The 16166-nt window shown below is 66.7% G+C and carries 28 protein-coding genes and 1 pseudogene; 26 read left to right on the top strand and 3 right to left on the bottom strand.

Annotation, left to right across the window (positions count from 1 at the left end; translation table 11 throughout):
- Window positions 1-124 precede the first annotated feature (124 nt).
- Together ACFW2E_RS08200 and ACFW2E_RS08205 are read right to left on the bottom strand one after the other, a co-directional pair.
- Window positions 125-477 (bottom strand): annotated as a pseudogene (locus ACFW2E_RS08200) (ATP-binding protein).
- A 389-nt stretch (window positions 478-866) separates the two neighbouring features.
- Window positions 867-1460 carry a hypothetical protein gene (locus ACFW2E_RS08205; RefSeq protein WP_384463209.1) on the bottom strand — a complete coding sequence of 198 codons (594 nt, stop codon included), beginning with the start codon at window positions 1458-1460 and terminating at the stop codon, window positions 867-869.
- Between the two features lie 657 nt (window positions 1461-2117).
- Between ACFW2E_RS08205 and rpsJ the strand changes: the two genes are divergently transcribed.
- The 21 genes from rpsJ to rplO all read left to right on the top strand — a co-directional run bounded on the left by rpsJ (window position 2118) and on the right by rplO (window position 11868).
- Entirely contained in the window at window positions 2118-2426 is a 309-nt protein-coding gene (gene rpsJ, locus ACFW2E_RS08210) for a 30S ribosomal protein S10 (RefSeq protein ID WP_003948644.1), read from the top strand.
- A 17-nt stretch (window positions 2427-2443) separates the two neighbouring features.
- Entirely contained in the window at window positions 2444-3088 is a 645-nt protein-coding gene (rplC, locus tag ACFW2E_RS08215) for a 50S ribosomal protein L3 (RefSeq protein WP_020135811.1), read from the top strand.
- A gap of 8 nt (window positions 3089-3096) precedes the next feature.
- Complete coding sequence (gene rplD, locus ACFW2E_RS08220; protein WP_316750089.1) at window positions 3097-3750, top strand: 50S ribosomal protein L4; 654 nt, start codon at window positions 3097-3099, stop codon at window positions 3748-3750.
- Entirely contained in the window at window positions 3750-4169 is a 420-nt protein-coding gene (gene rplW / locus ACFW2E_RS08225) for a 50S ribosomal protein L23 (protein WP_145886671.1), read from the top strand. Before rplD ends, rplW begins: the two co-directional genes overlap by 1 nt.
- A gap of 40 nt (window positions 4170-4209) precedes the next feature.
- Window positions 4210-5046 (top strand): 50S ribosomal protein L2, encoded by an 837-nt coding sequence (rplB, locus tag ACFW2E_RS08230; protein ID WP_316750094.1) that lies wholly within the window; start codon window positions 4210-4212, stop codon window positions 5044-5046.
- Window positions 5047-5058: 12 nt separating this feature from the next.
- Entirely contained in the window at window positions 5059-5340 is a 282-nt protein-coding gene (gene rpsS, locus ACFW2E_RS08235) for a 30S ribosomal protein S19 (protein WP_023547380.1), read from the top strand.
- Window positions 5341-5383: 43 nt separating this feature from the next.
- A complete protein-coding gene (rplV, locus tag ACFW2E_RS08240; RefSeq protein WP_019329637.1) occupies window positions 5384-5731 on the top strand; it encodes a 50S ribosomal protein L22 in 348 nt (115 codons plus the stop codon).
- Window positions 5731-6549 (top strand): 30S ribosomal protein S3, encoded by an 819-nt coding sequence (gene rpsC / locus ACFW2E_RS08245; protein ID WP_055706471.1) that lies wholly within the window; start codon window positions 5731-5733, stop codon window positions 6547-6549. Before rplV ends, rpsC begins: the two co-directional genes overlap by 1 nt.
- A gap of 5 nt (window positions 6550-6554) precedes the next feature.
- Window positions 6555-6974, top strand: coding sequence for a 50S ribosomal protein L16 (gene rplP, locus ACFW2E_RS08250; RefSeq protein ID WP_004927269.1), 420 nt, complete (start codon window positions 6555-6557; stop codon window positions 6972-6974).
- Window positions 6974-7198: a 50S ribosomal protein L29 gene (gene rpmC, locus ACFW2E_RS08255; protein WP_055632347.1), complete on the top strand. Its 225-nt coding sequence runs from the start codon at window positions 6974-6976 to the stop codon at window positions 7196-7198. Before rplP ends, rpmC begins: the two co-directional genes overlap by 1 nt.
- On the top strand, window positions 7198-7479 hold the full coding sequence (gene rpsQ, locus ACFW2E_RS08260; protein WP_263211605.1) for a 30S ribosomal protein S17: 282 nt from the start codon (window positions 7198-7200) through the stop codon (window positions 7477-7479). Before rpmC ends, rpsQ begins: the two co-directional genes overlap by 1 nt.
- A 99-nt stretch (window positions 7480-7578) precedes the next feature.
- A complete protein-coding gene (gene rplN, locus ACFW2E_RS08265; protein WP_003998823.1) occupies window positions 7579-7947 on the top strand; it encodes a 50S ribosomal protein L14 in 369 nt (122 codons plus the stop codon).
- Window positions 7948-7949: 2 nt separating this feature from the next.
- Window positions 7950-8273 carry a 50S ribosomal protein L24 gene (gene rplX, locus ACFW2E_RS08270; RefSeq protein ID WP_384463219.1) on the top strand — a complete coding sequence of 108 codons (324 nt, stop codon included), beginning with the start codon at window positions 7950-7952 and terminating at the stop codon, window positions 8271-8273.
- Window positions 8273-8830, top strand: coding sequence for a 50S ribosomal protein L5 (gene rplE, locus ACFW2E_RS08275; protein WP_384463222.1), 558 nt, complete (start codon window positions 8273-8275; stop codon window positions 8828-8830). The genes rplX and rplE overlap by 1 nt, the downstream gene beginning before the upstream one ends.
- A gap of 5 nt (window positions 8831-8835) precedes the next feature.
- Complete coding sequence (locus ACFW2E_RS08280; RefSeq protein ID WP_003948630.1) at window positions 8836-9021, top strand: type Z 30S ribosomal protein S14; 186 nt, start codon at window positions 8836-8838, stop codon at window positions 9019-9021.
- A 212-nt stretch (window positions 9022-9233) separates the two neighbouring features.
- Window positions 9234-9632 (top strand): 30S ribosomal protein S8, encoded by a 399-nt coding sequence (rpsH, locus tag ACFW2E_RS08285; RefSeq protein WP_030046382.1) that lies wholly within the window; start codon window positions 9234-9236, stop codon window positions 9630-9632.
- A 24-nt stretch (window positions 9633-9656) separates the two neighbouring features.
- Window positions 9657-10196, top strand: a complete 540-nt coding sequence (rplF, locus tag ACFW2E_RS08290) for a 50S ribosomal protein L6 (protein ID WP_020941678.1) — start codon at window positions 9657-9659, stop codon at window positions 10194-10196.
- 3 nt (window positions 10197-10199) lie between these two features.
- Window positions 10200-10583, top strand: a complete 384-nt coding sequence (gene rplR, locus ACFW2E_RS08295) for a 50S ribosomal protein L18 (RefSeq protein WP_067299854.1) — start codon at window positions 10200-10202, stop codon at window positions 10581-10583.
- 39 nt (window positions 10584-10622) lie between these two features.
- Window positions 10623-11228, top strand: a complete 606-nt coding sequence (gene rpsE, locus ACFW2E_RS08300) for a 30S ribosomal protein S5 (protein WP_009190144.1) — start codon at window positions 10623-10625, stop codon at window positions 11226-11228.
- Entirely contained in the window at window positions 11228-11410 is a 183-nt protein-coding gene (rpmD, locus tag ACFW2E_RS08305; protein WP_095748087.1) for a 50S ribosomal protein L30, read from the top strand. Before rpsE ends, rpmD begins: the two co-directional genes overlap by 1 nt.
- 2 nt (window positions 11411-11412) lie before the next feature.
- A complete protein-coding gene (gene rplO / locus ACFW2E_RS08310; RefSeq protein WP_023547373.1) occupies window positions 11413-11868 on the top strand; it encodes a 50S ribosomal protein L15 in 456 nt (151 codons plus the stop codon).
- A 158-nt stretch (window positions 11869-12026) separates the two neighbouring features.
- On the opposite strand, the gene ACFW2E_RS08315 is transcribed toward rplO, so the two are convergent.
- Window positions 12027-12275 (bottom strand): hypothetical protein, encoded by a 249-nt coding sequence (locus ACFW2E_RS08315; RefSeq protein WP_384463229.1) that lies wholly within the window; start codon window positions 12273-12275, stop codon window positions 12027-12029.
- 331 nt (window positions 12276-12606) lie between these two features.
- Between ACFW2E_RS08315 and secY the strand changes: the two genes are divergently transcribed.
- The 5 genes from secY to rpmJ all read left to right on the top strand — a co-directional run bounded on the left by secY (window position 12607) and on the right by rpmJ (window position 16165).
- Complete coding sequence (secY, locus tag ACFW2E_RS08320; RefSeq protein WP_384463232.1) at window positions 12607-13920, top strand: preprotein translocase subunit SecY; 1314 nt, start codon at window positions 12607-12609, stop codon at window positions 13918-13920.
- The gene (locus tag ACFW2E_RS08325) at window positions 13920-14585 is read left to right on the top strand and encodes an adenylate kinase (RefSeq protein WP_384463235.1); all 666 of its coding nucleotides are present in this window, start codon (window positions 13920-13922) and stop codon (window positions 14583-14585) included. The genes secY and ACFW2E_RS08325 overlap by 1 nt, the downstream gene beginning before the upstream one ends.
- 123 nt (window positions 14586-14708) lie before the next feature.
- A complete protein-coding gene (gene map, locus ACFW2E_RS08330; protein WP_384463273.1) occupies window positions 14709-15545 on the top strand; it encodes a type I methionyl aminopeptidase in 837 nt (278 codons plus the stop codon).
- Between the two features lie 225 nt (window positions 15546-15770).
- Window positions 15771-15992 carry a translation initiation factor IF-1 gene (gene infA, locus ACFW2E_RS08335; RefSeq protein ID WP_003948620.1) on the top strand — a complete coding sequence of 74 codons (222 nt, stop codon included), beginning with the start codon at window positions 15771-15773 and terminating at the stop codon, window positions 15990-15992.
- A gap of 59 nt (window positions 15993-16051) precedes the next feature.
- A complete protein-coding gene (gene rpmJ, locus ACFW2E_RS08340; RefSeq protein ID WP_003998809.1) occupies window positions 16052-16165 on the top strand; it encodes a 50S ribosomal protein L36 in 114 nt (37 codons plus the stop codon).
- The last annotated feature ends 1 nt before the right edge of the window (window position 16166 follow it).

A 16166-nucleotide genomic window follows, 5' to 3' on the forward strand; every position in this document is an offset into this window, starting at 1 on the left:
CGGGGGGCCCCGGCCCGGTCACCAAGAACAACAAGTGATTTTGAACGGCCCCGCCCGGGTCTCTGACGTGGTTGCTGTCGGAGAGCCCCGTACGACTTCGGTCGTACGGGCCTCTTTGCCGTGTTCACAACGGTGCGGCTCCCCAGGGCGCGGTCAGCTCGGCCCGGACCGTCGTGCGTGGACGCGGTCCCGGGGCGACGCCCCACCGGTCGGCGAGGGCCTCGACGAGGACGAGCCCACGGCCGGCCTCGGACTCGGCGGAGGGGCGCTGCGGACAGGGGGCACCGTCCCCGCGCGTGTCCGTCACCTCGATACGGAGGGTGTCGCCGACGACGTACATGCTCAGCCGGAAGTCACGCCCCTGCACCCGTCCGTGCGTGGCCGCGTTGGCGGCCAGCTCAGTCGCTCGGTGGCGAGCAGCCGGGCGAGGCGGGCTCCACGCGGGGTGAGGGGCAGAAGCACGCTGAAGTTCCGCACCGAGCGGACGACGGCCCCCGGCTCGCCTTCCCGCCCACCTCCTGGACCGCTTTCGTCGCGTACGCGGCCGGTGAGTGAGATCCATCCGCTGAGATTCGTGCCGGAGTCCCGGACCCCTTCGGGAAACTCGAGGAGCCGCCGACCGTGCGCCGCATGGCCGCGGACGTGCAACTGACCTCGTTTCTGGATGAGTTGCTCGGAGTGGCCGTCGGGGCCGCCGTACGGAAGCCCGCGCGGGGGCGCCCCGGGTCGCCGGCATTCTCCGCACCGCCTGCGACCGGGCGGACTCCACCGGCCGCAGTGCCCCGCTCCAGGTCTTCCGAATGTGGCGAGTGGCCCGCCTGCCGGGCCTACGAGGAGGCGCTGGAGGAGCTGTTGGGCGAGCCTGTTCAGTAGGCGTGCCGTATGCAGCCCCCGTCCGCGCGCACGACGGGCTTGCCGGAGTACCAGTCAGGGCGGAAGGAGACCTCGACGCCCTCTTCGTCGGTGGTGGTGAGGCCCGGCAGCCCCGCGCCGGGCTCGCCCTTGCCGGGAGCCGGTACGTCCTTCACGGTCAACCCCTGCCGCTTCCACTCCCGTCGCAGATCGTCGACGGCGGCGAGGTAGTCGCTGTGCCGGGCGAAGGTCAACTCCCAGAAGAAGATGGGCTCGTCCCGGGTCACGCCGCCGTCGTCGACTCCGAAGTCGTCCACGCAGGACGTACTGCCGCCCGTCTGGGCGATGTCGTCGAGTGTCCTTCCCGGCGGCTCCGCGGCCTCCTCCGGAGCCGGAGTCAGCGCACGCACCGCCTCCATGCCCGCCTTCTTCGTCTGCGTCACCCGTGCCCGGTACTCGGCGTCCGACCGCACGGGCCCGCCTTCCAGTGACTGGCAGGCGTACGCGCCGAAGCCGATGACGGCGACGAAGAACGCGCCGATCAGGGTGATGGTCCGGTACCCGTGGAGGAAGGGACGCGGCGACGTGGCGGAAGTGTCCGTGTGCATGCAACCGATCCAAGCCGCCGACCGGGCACGCCACAGCGGTAGAGCTACTCAGTACCCGCTGAGTACGAGGCGGGTGGGTACCCCGCGCCCGCTCGGTACCCACCCAGGAGTGGGATGCCGCGTTCGAGCGCAGTGAGGGGCGTATCGGAACGGCGGCGACCGGGCCGGCGTTCAACTGTTCGCTGGAGGAGGCTCCGCTCCGGATCGTGCGGGCGACCCCACCCGCCCGGGCATCGGCGCCCCGTGTTTGACCTACGTCACCCTGGGGGTATTCTCTCCGGCCCGATTGGCGCACCCCCCGCCCCATATGGCAGACTGTCGGAGTTGCTCGGTCGAGTGTTGATGCTGCGCGCCTCCCGCCGGGAGGACCGGAAGCGAGTCCCACAGTACTCGTCGCCCTAACTGCCTGCGGGCAGCACTGGGGCGGACGTACGGGAATCTTCCGGGAAGTGTGGGCGCGGCACCGGCCAGGCGCCCGGTGGGCCTTCCGCCCCTGGCTTGCGGTTCCGGCAGGGCCGTGTGCAGTCCCGTAGGGATGTTCGAACAAGGGACATCTCTGTCAGCGGGAGCGCGACACGCCCGACCGCGTGGGTCGGAGGAGCGGGGACGGGAACACCGGGTTCCAGAGCGTTGAAGAGACAGGACTACTGAGTAGCCATGGCGGGACAGAAGATCCGCATCCGGCTCAAGGCCTACGACCACGAGGTCATCGACTCCTCGGCGAAGAAGATCGTCGAGACGGTGACCCGCACTGGTGCGTCGGTCGCGGGCCCGGTGCCGCTGCCCACTGAGAAGAACGTGTACTGCGTCATCAAGTCGCCGCACAAGTACAAGGACTCGCGCGAGCACTTCGAGATGCGCACGCACAAGCGCCTGATCGACATTCTCGACCCCACCCCCAAGACCGTTGACTCTCTGATGCGACTCGACCTCCCGGCCGGTGTCGACATCGAGATCAAGCTCTGAGGGTCGGTGAGCTGAGAATGGCTAAGCAGATCAAGGGCATCCTGGGCGAGAAGCTCGGCATGACGCAGGTGTGGGACGAGAACAACCGTGTTGTTCCGGTCACCGTCGTCAAGGCCGGCCCCAACGTCGTCACCCAGGTCCGTACGAACGATGTCGACGGCTACGAGTCCGTCCAGATCGCTTTCGGCGAGATCGACCCGCGCAAGGTGAACAAGCCCCTCAAGGGTCACTTCGCCAAGGCCGACGTCACTCCCCGCCGCCACCTCGTCGAGATCCGTACCGCTGACGCCAGCGAGTACACCCTCGGCCAGGAGATCACCGCTGAGGTGTTCGAGGCCGGCATCAAGGTCGACGTGACCGGCAAGAGCAAGGGCAAGGGCTTCGCCGGTGTCATGAAGCGTCACAACTTCAAGGGCCTCGGCGCCGGACACGGCACCCAGCGCAAGCACCGCTCCCCCGGTTCCATCGGTGGCTGCGCCACCCCGGGCCGCGTGTTCAAGGGCCTCCGCATGGCGGGTCGCATGGGCAACGAGCGGGTCACCACCCAGAACCTGACCGTCCACGCCGTTGACGCGGAGAAGGGTCTGCTGCTCATCAAGGGCGCGGTTCCCGGTCCGAACGGCGGCCTCGTCCTGGTCCGCACCGCGGCCAAGGGGGCCTGAGGTAACCGATGAGCACTGTTGACATCCTTTCGCCGGCGGGCGACAAGGCCGGTTCCGTCGAGCTCCCCGCGGAGATCTTCGACGCCAAGGTCAGCGTTCCGCTGATCCACCAGGTCGTCGTCGCGCAGCTGGCCGCTGCCCGCCAGGGCACCCACAAGACGAAGACCCGTGGCGAGGTCCGTGGTGGCGGCAAGAAGCCGTACCGCCAGAAGGGCACCGGTCGCGCCCGCCAGGGTTCGACCCGCGCGCCGCAGTTCGCCGGTGGTGGCGTCGTGCACGGTCCCGTGCCGCGTGACTACTCGCAGCGCACCCCCAAGAAGATGAAGGCCGCCGCCCTGCGCGGTGCCCTCACCGACCGGGCGCGTCACAACCGCATCCACGTCGTCTCCGGCGTGGTCGAGGGCGAGAACCCCAGCACCAAGGCCGCCAAGAGCCTGTTCGGCAAGATCTCGGAGCGCAAGAACCTGCTCCTGGTCGTCGAGCGCGCCGACGAGGCCGCGTGGCTGTCCGCCCGCAACCTGCCCCAGGTCCACATCCTGGAGCCGGGCCAGCTGAACACGTACGACGTTCTCGTCTCGGACGACGTGGTCTTCACCCAGGCCGCTTTCGAGTCCTTCGTGTCCGGCCCGAAGGCCAATGACACCGAAGGGAGCGAGGCCTGATGGCTACGCGTCACCCGAGCATTGCCTCGAAGGCCGCCAAGGCCGCCAAGGCCGCGCGCGTCGCCAAGGCGCGTCGCCACGCCACCGAGGGCAAGAACACCGTCGAGACCCCGCTGAGCAAGTCGTACACGGACCCCCGTGACGTCCTGCTGAAGCCGGTCGTCTCCGAGAAGAGCTACGCGCTCCTCGACGAGAACAAGTACACGTTCATCGTCGACCCGAACGCCAACAAGACCCAGATCAAGCAGGCCGTCCAGGCGGTCTTCTCGGTCAAGGTCACCGGGGTCAACACGATCAACCGCCAGGGCAAGCGCAAGCGCACGAAGACCGGTTTCGGTCAGCGTGCCGGCAGCAAGCGCGCGATCGTGACCCTCGCCGAGGGCGACCGTATCGACATCTTCGGCGGTCCGACCGCCTAAGGGCGGTCCGGATCGTCCGATATCGGACGAGGACTGAGAAATGGGAATCCGCAAGTACAAGCCGACTACGCCGGGCCGTCGTGGCGCCAGCGTCGCCGACTTCGTCGAGGTCACGCGGTCCACGCCGGAGAAGTCGCTGGTCCGCCCCCTGCACAGCAAGGGCGGCCGTAACAACGCCGGTCGTGTGACCGTTCGCCACCAGGGTGGCGGACACAAGCGCGCCTACCGCGTGATCGACTTCCGTCGTCACGACAAGGACGGCGTGCCGGCGAAGGTCGCGCACATCGAGTACGACCCCAACCGCACCGCGCGCATCGCGCTGCTGCACTACGCCGACGGCGAGAAGCGCTACATCCTCGCCCCGCGCAACCTGCAGCAGGGTGACCGCGTCGAGAACGGTCCCGGGGCCGACATCAAGCCGGGCAACAACCTGGCCATCCGCAACATCCCGGTCGGTACCACGATCCACGCGATCGAGCTCCGTCCCGGTGGCGGTGCCAAGTTCGCCCGCTCCGCCGGTGCCTCCGTGCAGCTGCTCGCGAAGGAGGGCTCCTACGCCCACCTGCGCATGCCGTCCGGCGAGATCCGCCTGGTCGACGTCCGCTGCCGCGCCACCATCGGTGAGGTCGGCAACGCCGAGCAGAGCAACATCAACTGGGGTAAGGCCGGCCGTAAGCGGTGGCTGGGCGTTCGCCCGACCGTCCGTGGTGTCGTGATGAACCCGGTTGACCACCCGCACGGTGGTGGTGAGGGCCGTACCTCGGGTGGTCGCCACCCGGTGTCCCCCTGGGGCAAGAAGGAAGGCCGTACTCGTTCGCCCAAGAAGGCGTCGAACAAGTACATCGTCCGCCGCCGCAAGACGAACAAGAAGCGCTAAGGACGGGTTGAGATGCCTCGTAGCCTGAAGAAGGGGCCCTTCGTCGACGACCACCTGATCAAGAAGGTGGACGCCCAGAACGAAGCCGGCACCAAGAACGTCATCAAGACCTGGTCCCGCCGCTCGATGATCGTCCCGGCCATGCTGGGCCACACGCTCGCGGTGCACAACGGCAAGACCCACATCCCGGTGTTCGTCACCGAGTCGATGGTCGGCCACAAGCTCGGCGAGTTCTCGCCGACCCGCACCTTCCGGGGCCACGTCAAGGAAGACCGGAAGTCGAAGCGCCGCTAGTAGCGGATCGCATTCAGACACGTAAGTAACTGAAGGGACAACCATGGAAGCCAGGGCCCAGGCGCGGTACATCCGCGTCACGCCCATGAAGGCCCGCCGCGTGGTGGACCTCATCCGTGGCATGGACGCCACGGAGGCCCAGGCTGTTCTGCGATTCGCTCCGCAGGCAGCCTCCGTGCCGGTCGGCAAGGTGCTCGACAGCGCCATCGCCAACGCCGCGCACAACTACGACCACACCGACGCCGACAGCCTCTACATCTCCGAGGCGTACGTCGACGAGGGTCCGACCCTGAAGCGGTTCCGTCCGCGTGCTCAGGGCCGTGCCTACCGGATCCGCAAGCGGACCAGCCACATCACCGTGGTCGTCAGCAGCAAGGAAGGAACCCGGTAATGGGCCAGAAGGTTAACCCGCATGGGTTCCGGCTCGGTGTCACCACGGACTTCAAGTCCCGGTGGTACGCCGACAAGCTGTACAAGGACTACGTCAAGGAAGACGTCGCCATCCGTCGGATGATGACGTCCGGCATGGAGCGCGCCGGCATCTCGAAGGTTGAGATCGAGCGCACCCGTGACCGCGTGCGTGTGGACATCCACACCGCTCGTCCGGGCATCGTCATCGGCCGCCGTGGCGCCGAGGCCGACCGCATCCGCGGTGACCTCGAGAAGCTCACGGGCAAGCAGGTCCAGCTGAACATCCTCGAGGTCAAGAACCCCGAGACCGACGCTCAGCTGGTTGCCCAGGCCGTTGCCGAGCAGCTCTCCTCCCGCGTCTCCTTCCGTCGGGCCATGCGCAAGAGCATGCAGTCCGCCATGAAGGCCGGCGCCAAGGGCATCAAGATCCAGTGCGGTGGCCGCCTCGGCGGCGCCGAGATGTCCCGCTCGGAGTTCTACCGCGAGGGCCGCGTGCCCCTGCACACGCTCCGCGCGAACGTGGACTACGGCTTCTTCGAGGCCAAGACGACCTTCGGCCGCATCGGTGTGAAGGTCTGGATCTACAAGGGCGACGTCAAGAACATCGCCGAGGTCCGCGCCGAGAACGCTGCCGCCCGTGCGGGTAACCGCCCGGCCCGCGGTGGCGCCGACCGCCCGGCCCGTGGTGGCCGCGGTGGCGAGCGGCGCGGTCGCAAGCCGCAGCAGGCTGCCGGTGCCGAGGCCCCCAAGGCCGAGGCCCCCGCCGCTCCGGCTGAGAGCACCGGAACGGAGGCCTGACCGACATGCTGATCCCCCGTAGGGTCAAGCACCGCAAGCAGCACCACCCGAAGCGCCGTGGTCAGGCCAAGGGCGGTACGACGGTCGCGTTCGGCGAGTACGGCATTCAGGCCCTCACGCCGGCGTACGTGACCAACCGCCAGATCGAGGCGGCCCGTATCGCGATGACCCGCCACATCAAGCGTGGCGGCAAGGTCTGGATCAACATCTACCCGGACCGCCCGCTCACGAAGAAGCCGGCCGAGACCCGCATGGGTTCCGGTAAGGGTTCGCCGGAGTGGTGGATCGCGAACGTGCACCCGGGCCGGGTCATGTTCGAGCTGTCCTACCCGAACGAGAAGATTGCGCGTGAGGCTCTCACTCGTGCGGCTCACAAGCTGCCGATGAAGTGCCGCATCGTCAAGCGCGAGGCAGGTGAAGCGTGATGTCGGTCGGTACCAAGGCGTCCGAGCTGCGCGAGCTGGGCAACGAGGAGCTTCTGGGCAAGCTCCGCGAGGCCAAGGAAGAGCTGTTCAACCTCCGCTTCCAGGCGGCGACGGGCCAGCTCGAGAACCACGGCCGTCTGAAGGCGGTCCGCAAGGACATCGCGCGGATCTACACCCTGATGCGCGAGCGTGAGCTGGGCATCGAAACGGTGGAGAACGCCTGATGAGCGAGAAGAACGTGACTGAGCAGACTGAGCGCAACGCGCGGAAGACCCGTGAGGGTCTGGTCGTCAGCGACAAGATGGACAAGACCGTCGTCGTCGCCGTCGAGGACCGCGTGAAGCACGCGCTGTACGGCAAGGTCATCCGCCGTACCAACAAGCTCAAGGCGCACGACGAGCAGAACGCTGCCGGTGTCGGCGACCGCGTCCTCCTGATGGAGACCCGGAAGCTGTCCTCCAGCAAGCACTGGCGCGTCGTCGAGATCCTCGAGAAGGCCAAGTAATTCTCCTGCGGGGCATCCCTCGCAGGACAGTTCCGCCAGGCTCCGGGGGCCGCTCACCGAGCGGCCCCCGGGGAACCGGCAGACAAACAGGAGATAGACGTGATCCAGCAGGAGTCGCGACTGCGCGTCGCCGACAACACTGGTGCGAAGGAAATCCTTTGCATCCGTGTGCTCGGTGGCTCCGGTCGCCGCTACGCGGGCATCGGTGACGTCATCGTCGCCACCGTCAAGGACGCGATCCCCGGTGGCAACGTGAAGAAGGGTGACGTCGTCAAGGCGGTCATCGTTCGCACCGTCAAGGAGCGCCGCCGTCCGGACGGCTCGTACATCCGCTTCGACGAGAACGCCGCCGTCATTCTGAAGAACGACGGCGACCCTCGCGGCACCCGCATCTTCGGCCCGGTCGGCCGTGAGCTGCGCGAGAAGAAGTTCATGAAGATCATCTCGCTCGCGCCGGAGGTGCTGTAAGCATGAAGATCAAGAAGGGCGACCTGGTCCAGGTCATCACCGGCAAGGACAAGGGCAAGCAGGGCAAGGTCATTGCCGCTTTCCCGCGCGAGGAGCGCGTCCTGGTCGAGGGTGTCAACCGGGTCAAGAAGCACACCAAGGCCGGCCCGACCGCTCGCGGTTCGCAGGCCGGTGGCATCGTCACGACCGAGGCGCCGATCCACATCTCCAACGTCCAGCTGGTCGTTGAGAAGGACGGTCAGAAGGTCGTCACGCGTGTCGGTTACCGCTTCGACGATGAGGGCAACAAGATCCGCGTTGCCAAGCGGACGGGTGAGGACATCTGATGGCTACCACCACCACTCCGCGTCTGAAGCAGAAGTACCGCGAGGTGATCGCGGGCAAGCTGCGTGACGAGTTCAAGTACGAGAACGTCATGCAGGTTCCCGGCCTCGTCAAGATCGTGGTCAACATGGGTGTCGGCGACGCCGCCCGTGACTCGAAGCTGATCGAGGGCGCGATCCGCGACCTGACCACCATCACCGGTCAGAAGCCGGCCGTCACCAAGGCCCGCAAGTCCATCGCGCAGTTCAAGCTGCGTGAGGGCCAGCCGATCGGTGCCCACGTCACGCTCCGTGGCGACCGCATGTGGGAGTTCCTGGACCGCACCCTGTCGCTCGCGCTGCCGCGCATCCGCGACTTCCGCGGCCTGTCCCCCAAGCAGTTCGACGGCCGTGGCAACTACACCTTCGGTCTCACGGAGCAGGTCATGTTCCACGAGATCGACCAGGACAAGATCGACCGTGTCCGGGGTATGGACATCACCGTGGTCACCACGGCGACCAACGACGCTGAGGGCCGCGCGCTCCTTCGTCACCTCGGCTTCCCGTTCAAGGAGGCGTGAGCGAGATGGCGAAGAAGGCTCTGATCGCTAAGGCTGCTCGCAAGCCCAAGTTCGGTGTGCGTGGCTACACCCGCTGCCAGCGCTGCGGCCGTCCGCACTCCGTGTACCGCAAGTTCGGCCTGTGCCGCGTGTGCCTTCGTGAGATGGCTCACCGTGGCGAGCTGCCGGGCGTGACCAAGAGCTCCTGGTAATCCCCGAAATAGGGGATTCCTGAAGCTCTCGGTAAGCATCTGGGTCGGCAGGGGCCCTTCTCCGCATGCCGTAGGCTTGTGGGGTTGGGCGTCTGCCGCGCCCGTACGACTTACTACGCCGTAGGTCCACCGCGCCGCACCCGTCCCGTCTCGGATCGGGGAGAGGGATGGCGCATCAGGAAACCCCGGCGAGAGAGGCCGAAGGCCAATTCATGACCATGACTGATCCGATCGCAGACATGCTTACGCGTCTGCGGAACGCGAACTCGGCATACCACGACTCCGTGACGATGCCGGCATCGAAGATCAAGTCGCACATCGCGGAGATCCTCCAGCAGGAGGGCTTCATCACGGGCTGGCGCGTCGAGGACGCCGAGGTGGGCAAGAACCTTGTCCTCGAGCTGAAGTTCGGCCCGAACCGTGAGCGCTCCATCGCGGGCATCAAGCGGATCTCCAAGCCCGGTCTCCGGGTTTACGCGAAGTCCACCAACCTGCCGAAGGTGCTCGGCGGCCTCGGCGTGGCGATCATCTCCACGTCGCACGGGCTCCTCACCGACAAGCAGGCCGGCAAGAAGGGCGTGGGTGGGGAAGTCCTCGCCTACGTCTGGTAGCGGAAGGGAACGGAGGAAACAGCTATGTCGCGTATTGGCAAGCTCCCCATCACGGTTCCCGCCGGCGTGGACGTCACCATCGACGGCCGTACGGTCTCGGTCAAGGGCCCCAAGGGCACGCTGACCCACACCGTCGTCGCGCCGATCGACATCGTCAAGGGTGAGGACGGCGTGCTGAACGTCACCCGTCCGAACGACGAGCGTCAGAACAAGGCCCTGCACGGCCTGTCCCGCACGCTGGTGGCGAACATGATCACCGGCGTGACCCAGGGTTACGTGAAGAAGCTCGAGATCAGCGGTGTCGGTTACCGCGTCACGGCCAAGGGCTCGAACCTCGAGTTCGCGCTCGGCTACAGCCACCCGATCACCGTCGAGGCGCCCGAGGGCATCACCTTCAAGGTGGAGACCCCGACCCGCTTCCAGGTCGAGGGCATCGACAAGCAGAAGGTCGGCGAGGTTGCGGCCAACATCCGCAAGCTGCGCAAGCCCGACCCGTACAAGGCCAAGGGCGTCAAGTACGAGGGCGAAGTCATCCGCCGCAAGGTCGGAAAGGCGGGTAAGTAAGCCATGGCATACGGGCAGAAGATCCTCAAGGGCGACGCCTACAAGCGCGCCGCGATCAAGCGCCGTCACATCCGGATCCGCAAGCGGATCGCCGGTACGGCGGAGCGTCCCCGTCTGGTCGTGACCCGCTCCAACCGCCACATCGTGGCGCAGGTGATCGACGACCTCAAGGGCCACACCCTGGCGTCCGCGTCCACCCTGGACGCGTCCGTCCGCGGTGGCGAGGGCGACAAGTCCTCGCAGGCCAAGCAGGTCGGCGCCCTGGTCGCCGAGCGTGCCAAGGCCGCCGGTGTCGAGGCTGTCGTGTTCGACCGTGGTGGCAACCAGTACGCCGGGCGCATCGCCGCCCTGGCGGACGCCGCCCGCGAAGCCGGGCTCAAGTTCTGAGCCTGCCGTAGCTAGCGGAAACAGAGAGAGGTAATTCCAATGGCTGGACCCCAGCGCCGCGGTGGCGGTGCCGGTGGCGGCGAGCGGCGGGACCGGAAGGGCCGTGACGGCGGCGCTGCTGCCGCCGAGAAGACCGCGTACGTTGAGCGCGTTGTCGCGATCAACCGCGTCGCCAAGGTTGTGAAGGGTGGTCGTCGCTTCAGCTTCACCGCGCTGGTCGTGGTGGGCGACGGTGACGGCACCGTGGGTGTCGGATACGGCAAGGCCAAGGAGGTGCCGGCCGCCATCGCCAAGGGCGTTGAGGAGGCCAAGAAGCACTTCTTCAAGGTCCCCCGCATCCAGGGCACCATCCCGCACCCGATCCAGGGTGAGAAGGCTGCCGGCGTCGTGCTGCTCAAGCCCGCGTCCCCCGGTACCGGTGTTATCGCCGGTGGTCCGGTGCGTGCCGTGCTCGAGTGCGCCGGTATCCACGACGTGCTGTCGAAGTCGCTCGGCTCCGACAACGCGATCAACATCGTGCACGCGACCGTGGAGGCCCTGAAGGGCCTGCAGCGCCCCGAGGAGATCGCGGCCCGCCGTGGTCTGCCGCTCGAGGACGTCGCGCCCGCGGCCCTGCTTCGTGCGCGTGCCGGGGCTGGTGCGTAATGGCACAGCTCAAGATCACGCAGACGAAGTCGTACATCGGCAGCAAGCAGAACCACCGTGACACTCTGCGGTCGCTTGGTCTCAAGGGGATCAACACCGTGGTCGTCAAGGAGGACCGCCCCGAGTTCCGCGGCATGGTGCACACCGTCCGCCACCTCGTGACGGTCGAGGAGGTCGACTGATCATGGCGGAGCAGAACCCGCTCAAGATCCACAACCTCCGTCCCGCCCCGGGCGCCAAGACCGCCAAGACCCGTGTCGGTCGTGGTGAGGCGTCGAAGGGTAAGACGGCCGGTCGTGGTACCAAGGGCACGAAGGCCCGTTACCAGGTTCCGGAGCGCTTCGAGGGTGGCCAGATGCCGCTGCACATGCGCCTCCCGAAGCTGAAGGGCTTCAAGAACCCGTTCAAGACCGAGTTCCAGGTCGTGAACCTCGACAAGCTGGCCGCGCTGTACCCGGAGGGTGGCGAGGTCACCGTCGAGGGTCTCGTGGCCAAGGGTGCCGTTCGCAAGAACAGCCTCGTCAAGGTCCTCGGCCAGGGCGAGATCTCCGTGGCGCTGCAGGTGACGGTCGACGCCGTCTCCGGCTCCGCCAAGGAGAAGATCACCGCCGCCGGCGGTACCGTCACCGAGCTCGTCTGAGCCCGGGCGGCACTGCCGCGTACGCAACAGGGCCGGGCAGTTCCCTTCGGGGAGCTGCCCGGCCCTGCCGTATGTCCGCCGGATGCCGGTGTGCGGCCCGTACGGGCACGCGAAAGCCGGTGTTCGACGCCGATCGCACGGACACCGGCTCTCGGTGGTCAGACCTGCCTGATCGTGGTGACGGTCCAGTAGCCGTCGTTCCTGTGGTCGCAGGCATTCCAGCGCTCCTTGGAGCTGCCGGGGCTGGCGTCGCCCGCGAAGTTGCCCATGCCGGCCTCGTGGCCCTCGGTGGTGTAGACCGAGGCGTTGGTCGACGCGAAGGCGGGCGTGCCGGTGGTGGCCACGCCGAGCGCCGCGGTCACGGCGATGGCGGCCGTCGCCAACAGCTTCTGCGACGGGGTGCGCATGGTGGAACCTCCCCGTTTCTGTGCGGGAGACCTCCCGCACAAGATCATTTTTTCGATCCGCGGGAAACTATTCGGGTGGTTCGAGCGTTGTCAAAGGTGTTTGACCGTCTTGGGAGAAGATCCAGCCATCCACGAGCGGCGTCGACGAGCCTTACGGGCAGGCGAACTTCACCAGGCTGCGCACGCACTGTTAGAGTCCTTGAGGTCCACCTGTGCCCGCGCGTGATACGTCGTACGGCGACGGGGTGGTAGAAAACATCGTTCGGCCCGCTGGGCCATGTTGATACGACTAGTCCCTGTCGCGCGCGGCGCGAGGGTCGCAGGAGGAACCGTGCTCACCGCGTTCGCCCGGGCGTTCAGGACGCCCGACCTGCGCAAGAAGCTGCTCTTCACGCTCGCCATCATCGTGGTGTATCGGGTCGGCACCCATATCCCGATCCCGGGCGTCGACTACAAGACCGTCCAGACGTGCATCGAGGTGGCCAAGGGCAACCAGGGCCTGTTCGGTCTCGTCAACATGTTCAGTGGCGGGGCGCTGCTGCAGATCACGATCTTCGCTCTCGGCATCATGCCGTACATCACGGCGAGCATCATCCTGCAGCTGTTGACCGTGGTGATTCCACGCCTGGAGGCCCTCAAGAAAGAGGGGCAGGCCGGCACCGCGAAGATCACGCAGTACACCCGCTACCTGACCGTGGCGCTCGCCATCCTGCAGGGCACCGGTCTGGTGGCCACCGCCCGCAGTGGCGCGCTGTTCTCCGGTTGCCCGTCCGCCAGCCAGATCGTCCCGGACCGCTCGATCTTCACCACGATCACGATGGTCATCTGCATGACCGCCGGTACGGCCGTCGTCATGTGGCTCGGTGAGCTGATCACCGACCGCGGCATCGGCAACGGCATGTCGATCCTGATGTTCATCTCGATCGCCGCGACCTTCCCGTCCGCGCTGTGGGCCATCAAGAAGCAGGGCACCCTGGCCGGCGGCTGGATCGAGTTCGGCACCGTGATCCTGGTCGGCCTGGTCATGGTCGCGCTCGTCGTCTTCGTCGAGCAGGCCCAGCGGCGCATCCCGGTGCAGTACGCGAAGCGCATGATCGGCCGGCGTTCCTACGGCGGTACGTCCACGTACATCCCGCTCAAGGTGAACCAGGCGGGTGTGATTCCTGTCATCTTCGCGTCGTCGCTGCTCTACATTCCGGCCCTCGTCGCGCAGTTCGCAGGCGGCAATGCCGGCTGGAAGCAGTGGGTCACGCAGAATCTGACCAAGGGTGACCACCCGATTTACATCACCTTGTACTTCTTGCTCATCGTTTTCTTCGCCTTCTTCTATGTCGCGATCTCCTTCAACCCCGAAGAAGTCGCCGACAACATGAAGAAGTATGGTGGCTTCATCCCGGGCATCCGGGCTGGCCGACCGACCGCTGAGTACCTCAGCTATGTGCTCAACCGGATCACCTGGCCGGGTTCGCTGTATCTGGGCCTGATCGCTCTCGTACCGACGATGGCGTTGGTCGGCTTCGGGGCAAGTCAGAACTTCCCGTTCGGCGGGACCAGCATCCTGATCATCGTGGGTGTGGGTCTCGAGACGGTGAAGCAGATCGAGAGCCAGCTCCAGCAGCGCAATTACGAAGGGTTCCTCCGCTGATGCGTATCGTCCTCGTCGGGCCGCCGGGTGCCGGTAAGGGAACGCAAGCCGTTCGCCTTGCCGCGAAGCTGAACATCCCGCACATCTCCACGGGCGATCTGTTCCGCGCCAACATCAGCCAGCAGACGGAGCTCGGGAAACTCGCGAAGTCCTACATGGACGCCGGCAACCTCGTCCCGGACGAGGTCACCATCGCCATGGCCAAGGACCGCATGGAGCAGCCCGACGCCGAGGGCGGCTTCCTGCTGGACGGCTTCCCGCGCAACGTCTCCCAGGCCGAGGCGCTGGACGAGCTGCTCAAGACCGAGGGAATCAAGCTCGACGCCGTGCTGGACCTCGAGGTCCCCGAGGACGAGGTGGTCAAGCGCATCGCGGGCCGCCGCATCTGCCGCAAGGACTCCAGCCACGTCTTCCACGTGACGTACAGCCCGGCGAAGAAGGAAGGCGTCTGTGACGTCTGCGGCGGTGAGCTGTACCAGCGCGACGACGACTCCGAGGAGACCGTCCGCAAGCGGCTGGAGGTCTACCACACGCAGACCGAGCCGATCATCGACTACTACAAGGCGCAGGGCCTGGTCGTGACGATCTCCTCCCTGGGCCCGGTGGACGAGATCACGCAGCGGGCGCTGGAGGCGCTCAAGCGTGACAAGGACGACGAGAAGTAGTTCTCGGGCCGTTTCCGGCCGCGGTGCCCTCCTCCGGACTTCGCCGGGGACTCCCAGGGCACCGCGGCCGTACTGTTGTGCAAGTAACCGGTTGACGTGAGTGACGGAGAGCGCAGGCCCCTCATGGTGCAGATCAAGAGCCCCGAGCAGATCGCGAAGATGCGTGCGGCGGGGCTGGTGGTCGCCGCGATCCACGCGGCCACGCGGGAGGCGGCGGTCCCCGGGGCCAGCACCAAGGACCTGGACGAGGTCGCCCGCAAGGTGCTCGCCGAGCACGGCGCCAAGTCGAACTTCCTCGGTTACGGCGGCTTCCCCGCGACGATCTGCACCTCGGTGAACGACGTGGTGGTCCACGGCATCCCGTCCGACAAGGTCGTCCTCAAGGACGGCGACATGATCTCCATCGACTGCGGCGCGATCGTCGACGGCTGGCACGGTGACGCGGCCTACACCGCCTTCGTCGGCTCCGGCCACTCCGCGGAGCTGGTCGAGCTCTCCCGGGTGACCGAGGAGTCGATGTGGGCCGGCATCGCGGCCATGAAGCAGGGCAACCGGCTGGTGGACGTCTCCCGTGCGATCGAGACGTACATCCGCCGTCAGCCGAAGCCCGGCGGCGGCCGTTACGGGATCATCGAGGACTACGGCGGGCACGGCATCGGCACCGAGATGCACATGGACCCGCACCTGCTGAACTACGTCGACCGCCGCCGCGGCAAGGGCCCGAAGCTGGTCCCGGGCTTCTGCCTCGCCATCGAGCCGATGGTCTCCCTGGGCACCCCGAAGACCGAGGTCCTCGAGGACGACTGGACGGTCATCACCACCGACGGCACCTGGTCCTCGCACTGGGAGCACTCGGTCGCGCTGACGGAGGAGGGCCCGCTGGTCCTGACGGCTCCGGACGGCGGTAAGGCGAAGCTGGCCGAGTACGGCGTGACGGCGGCGCCGGACCCGCTGGGCTGAGAGTCGCCGGTCAGTGCACCCGACGCCCCCGGGATTCCCGGGGGCGTCGCGGCTGAGGTGGACCCCGTCGCATGTTGATCTCCCGGGTGGGGCAGACTTCCCCGTTTCGCCTTTCCGGGTTTGCTGACGTAGACTGACTCGTCGGCTCTGGTGCACCCGCATGTCCGCATGCGAATGCTACAACGCACGGGAGTCGATCAAGGTAGTCGATTCGAAGGGCGAAGCGTGGCCAAGAAGCAAGGTGCCATCGAGATCGAGGGCACTGTCGTCGAGTCTCTGCCGAACGCCATGTTCAAGGTCGAGCTCCAGAACGGCCACCAGGTCCTGGCACACATCAGCGGCAAGATGCGTATGCACTACATCCGCATCCTCCCTGACGACCGGGTCGTGGTGGAGTTGTCTCCGTACGACCTGACGCGTGGCCGGATCGTCTACCGCTACAAGTAGATCTTGCCCGCACCCCGTTCCGGCGGGGTGATGGCACTGACCCGGAGAACCTCAATCCAATGAAGGTCAAGCCGAGCGTCAAGAAGATCTGCGACAAGTGCAGGGTGATCCGCCGTCACGGTCGGGTCATGGTCATCTGCGAGAACCCGCGCCACAAGCAGCGCCAGGGCTGAC

This window comes from Streptomyces sp. NPDC058964 (assembly GCF_042741275.1).
In the GTDB taxonomy this organism is placed as follows: Bacteria; Actinomycetota; Actinomycetes; order Streptomycetales; family Streptomycetaceae; genus Streptomyces.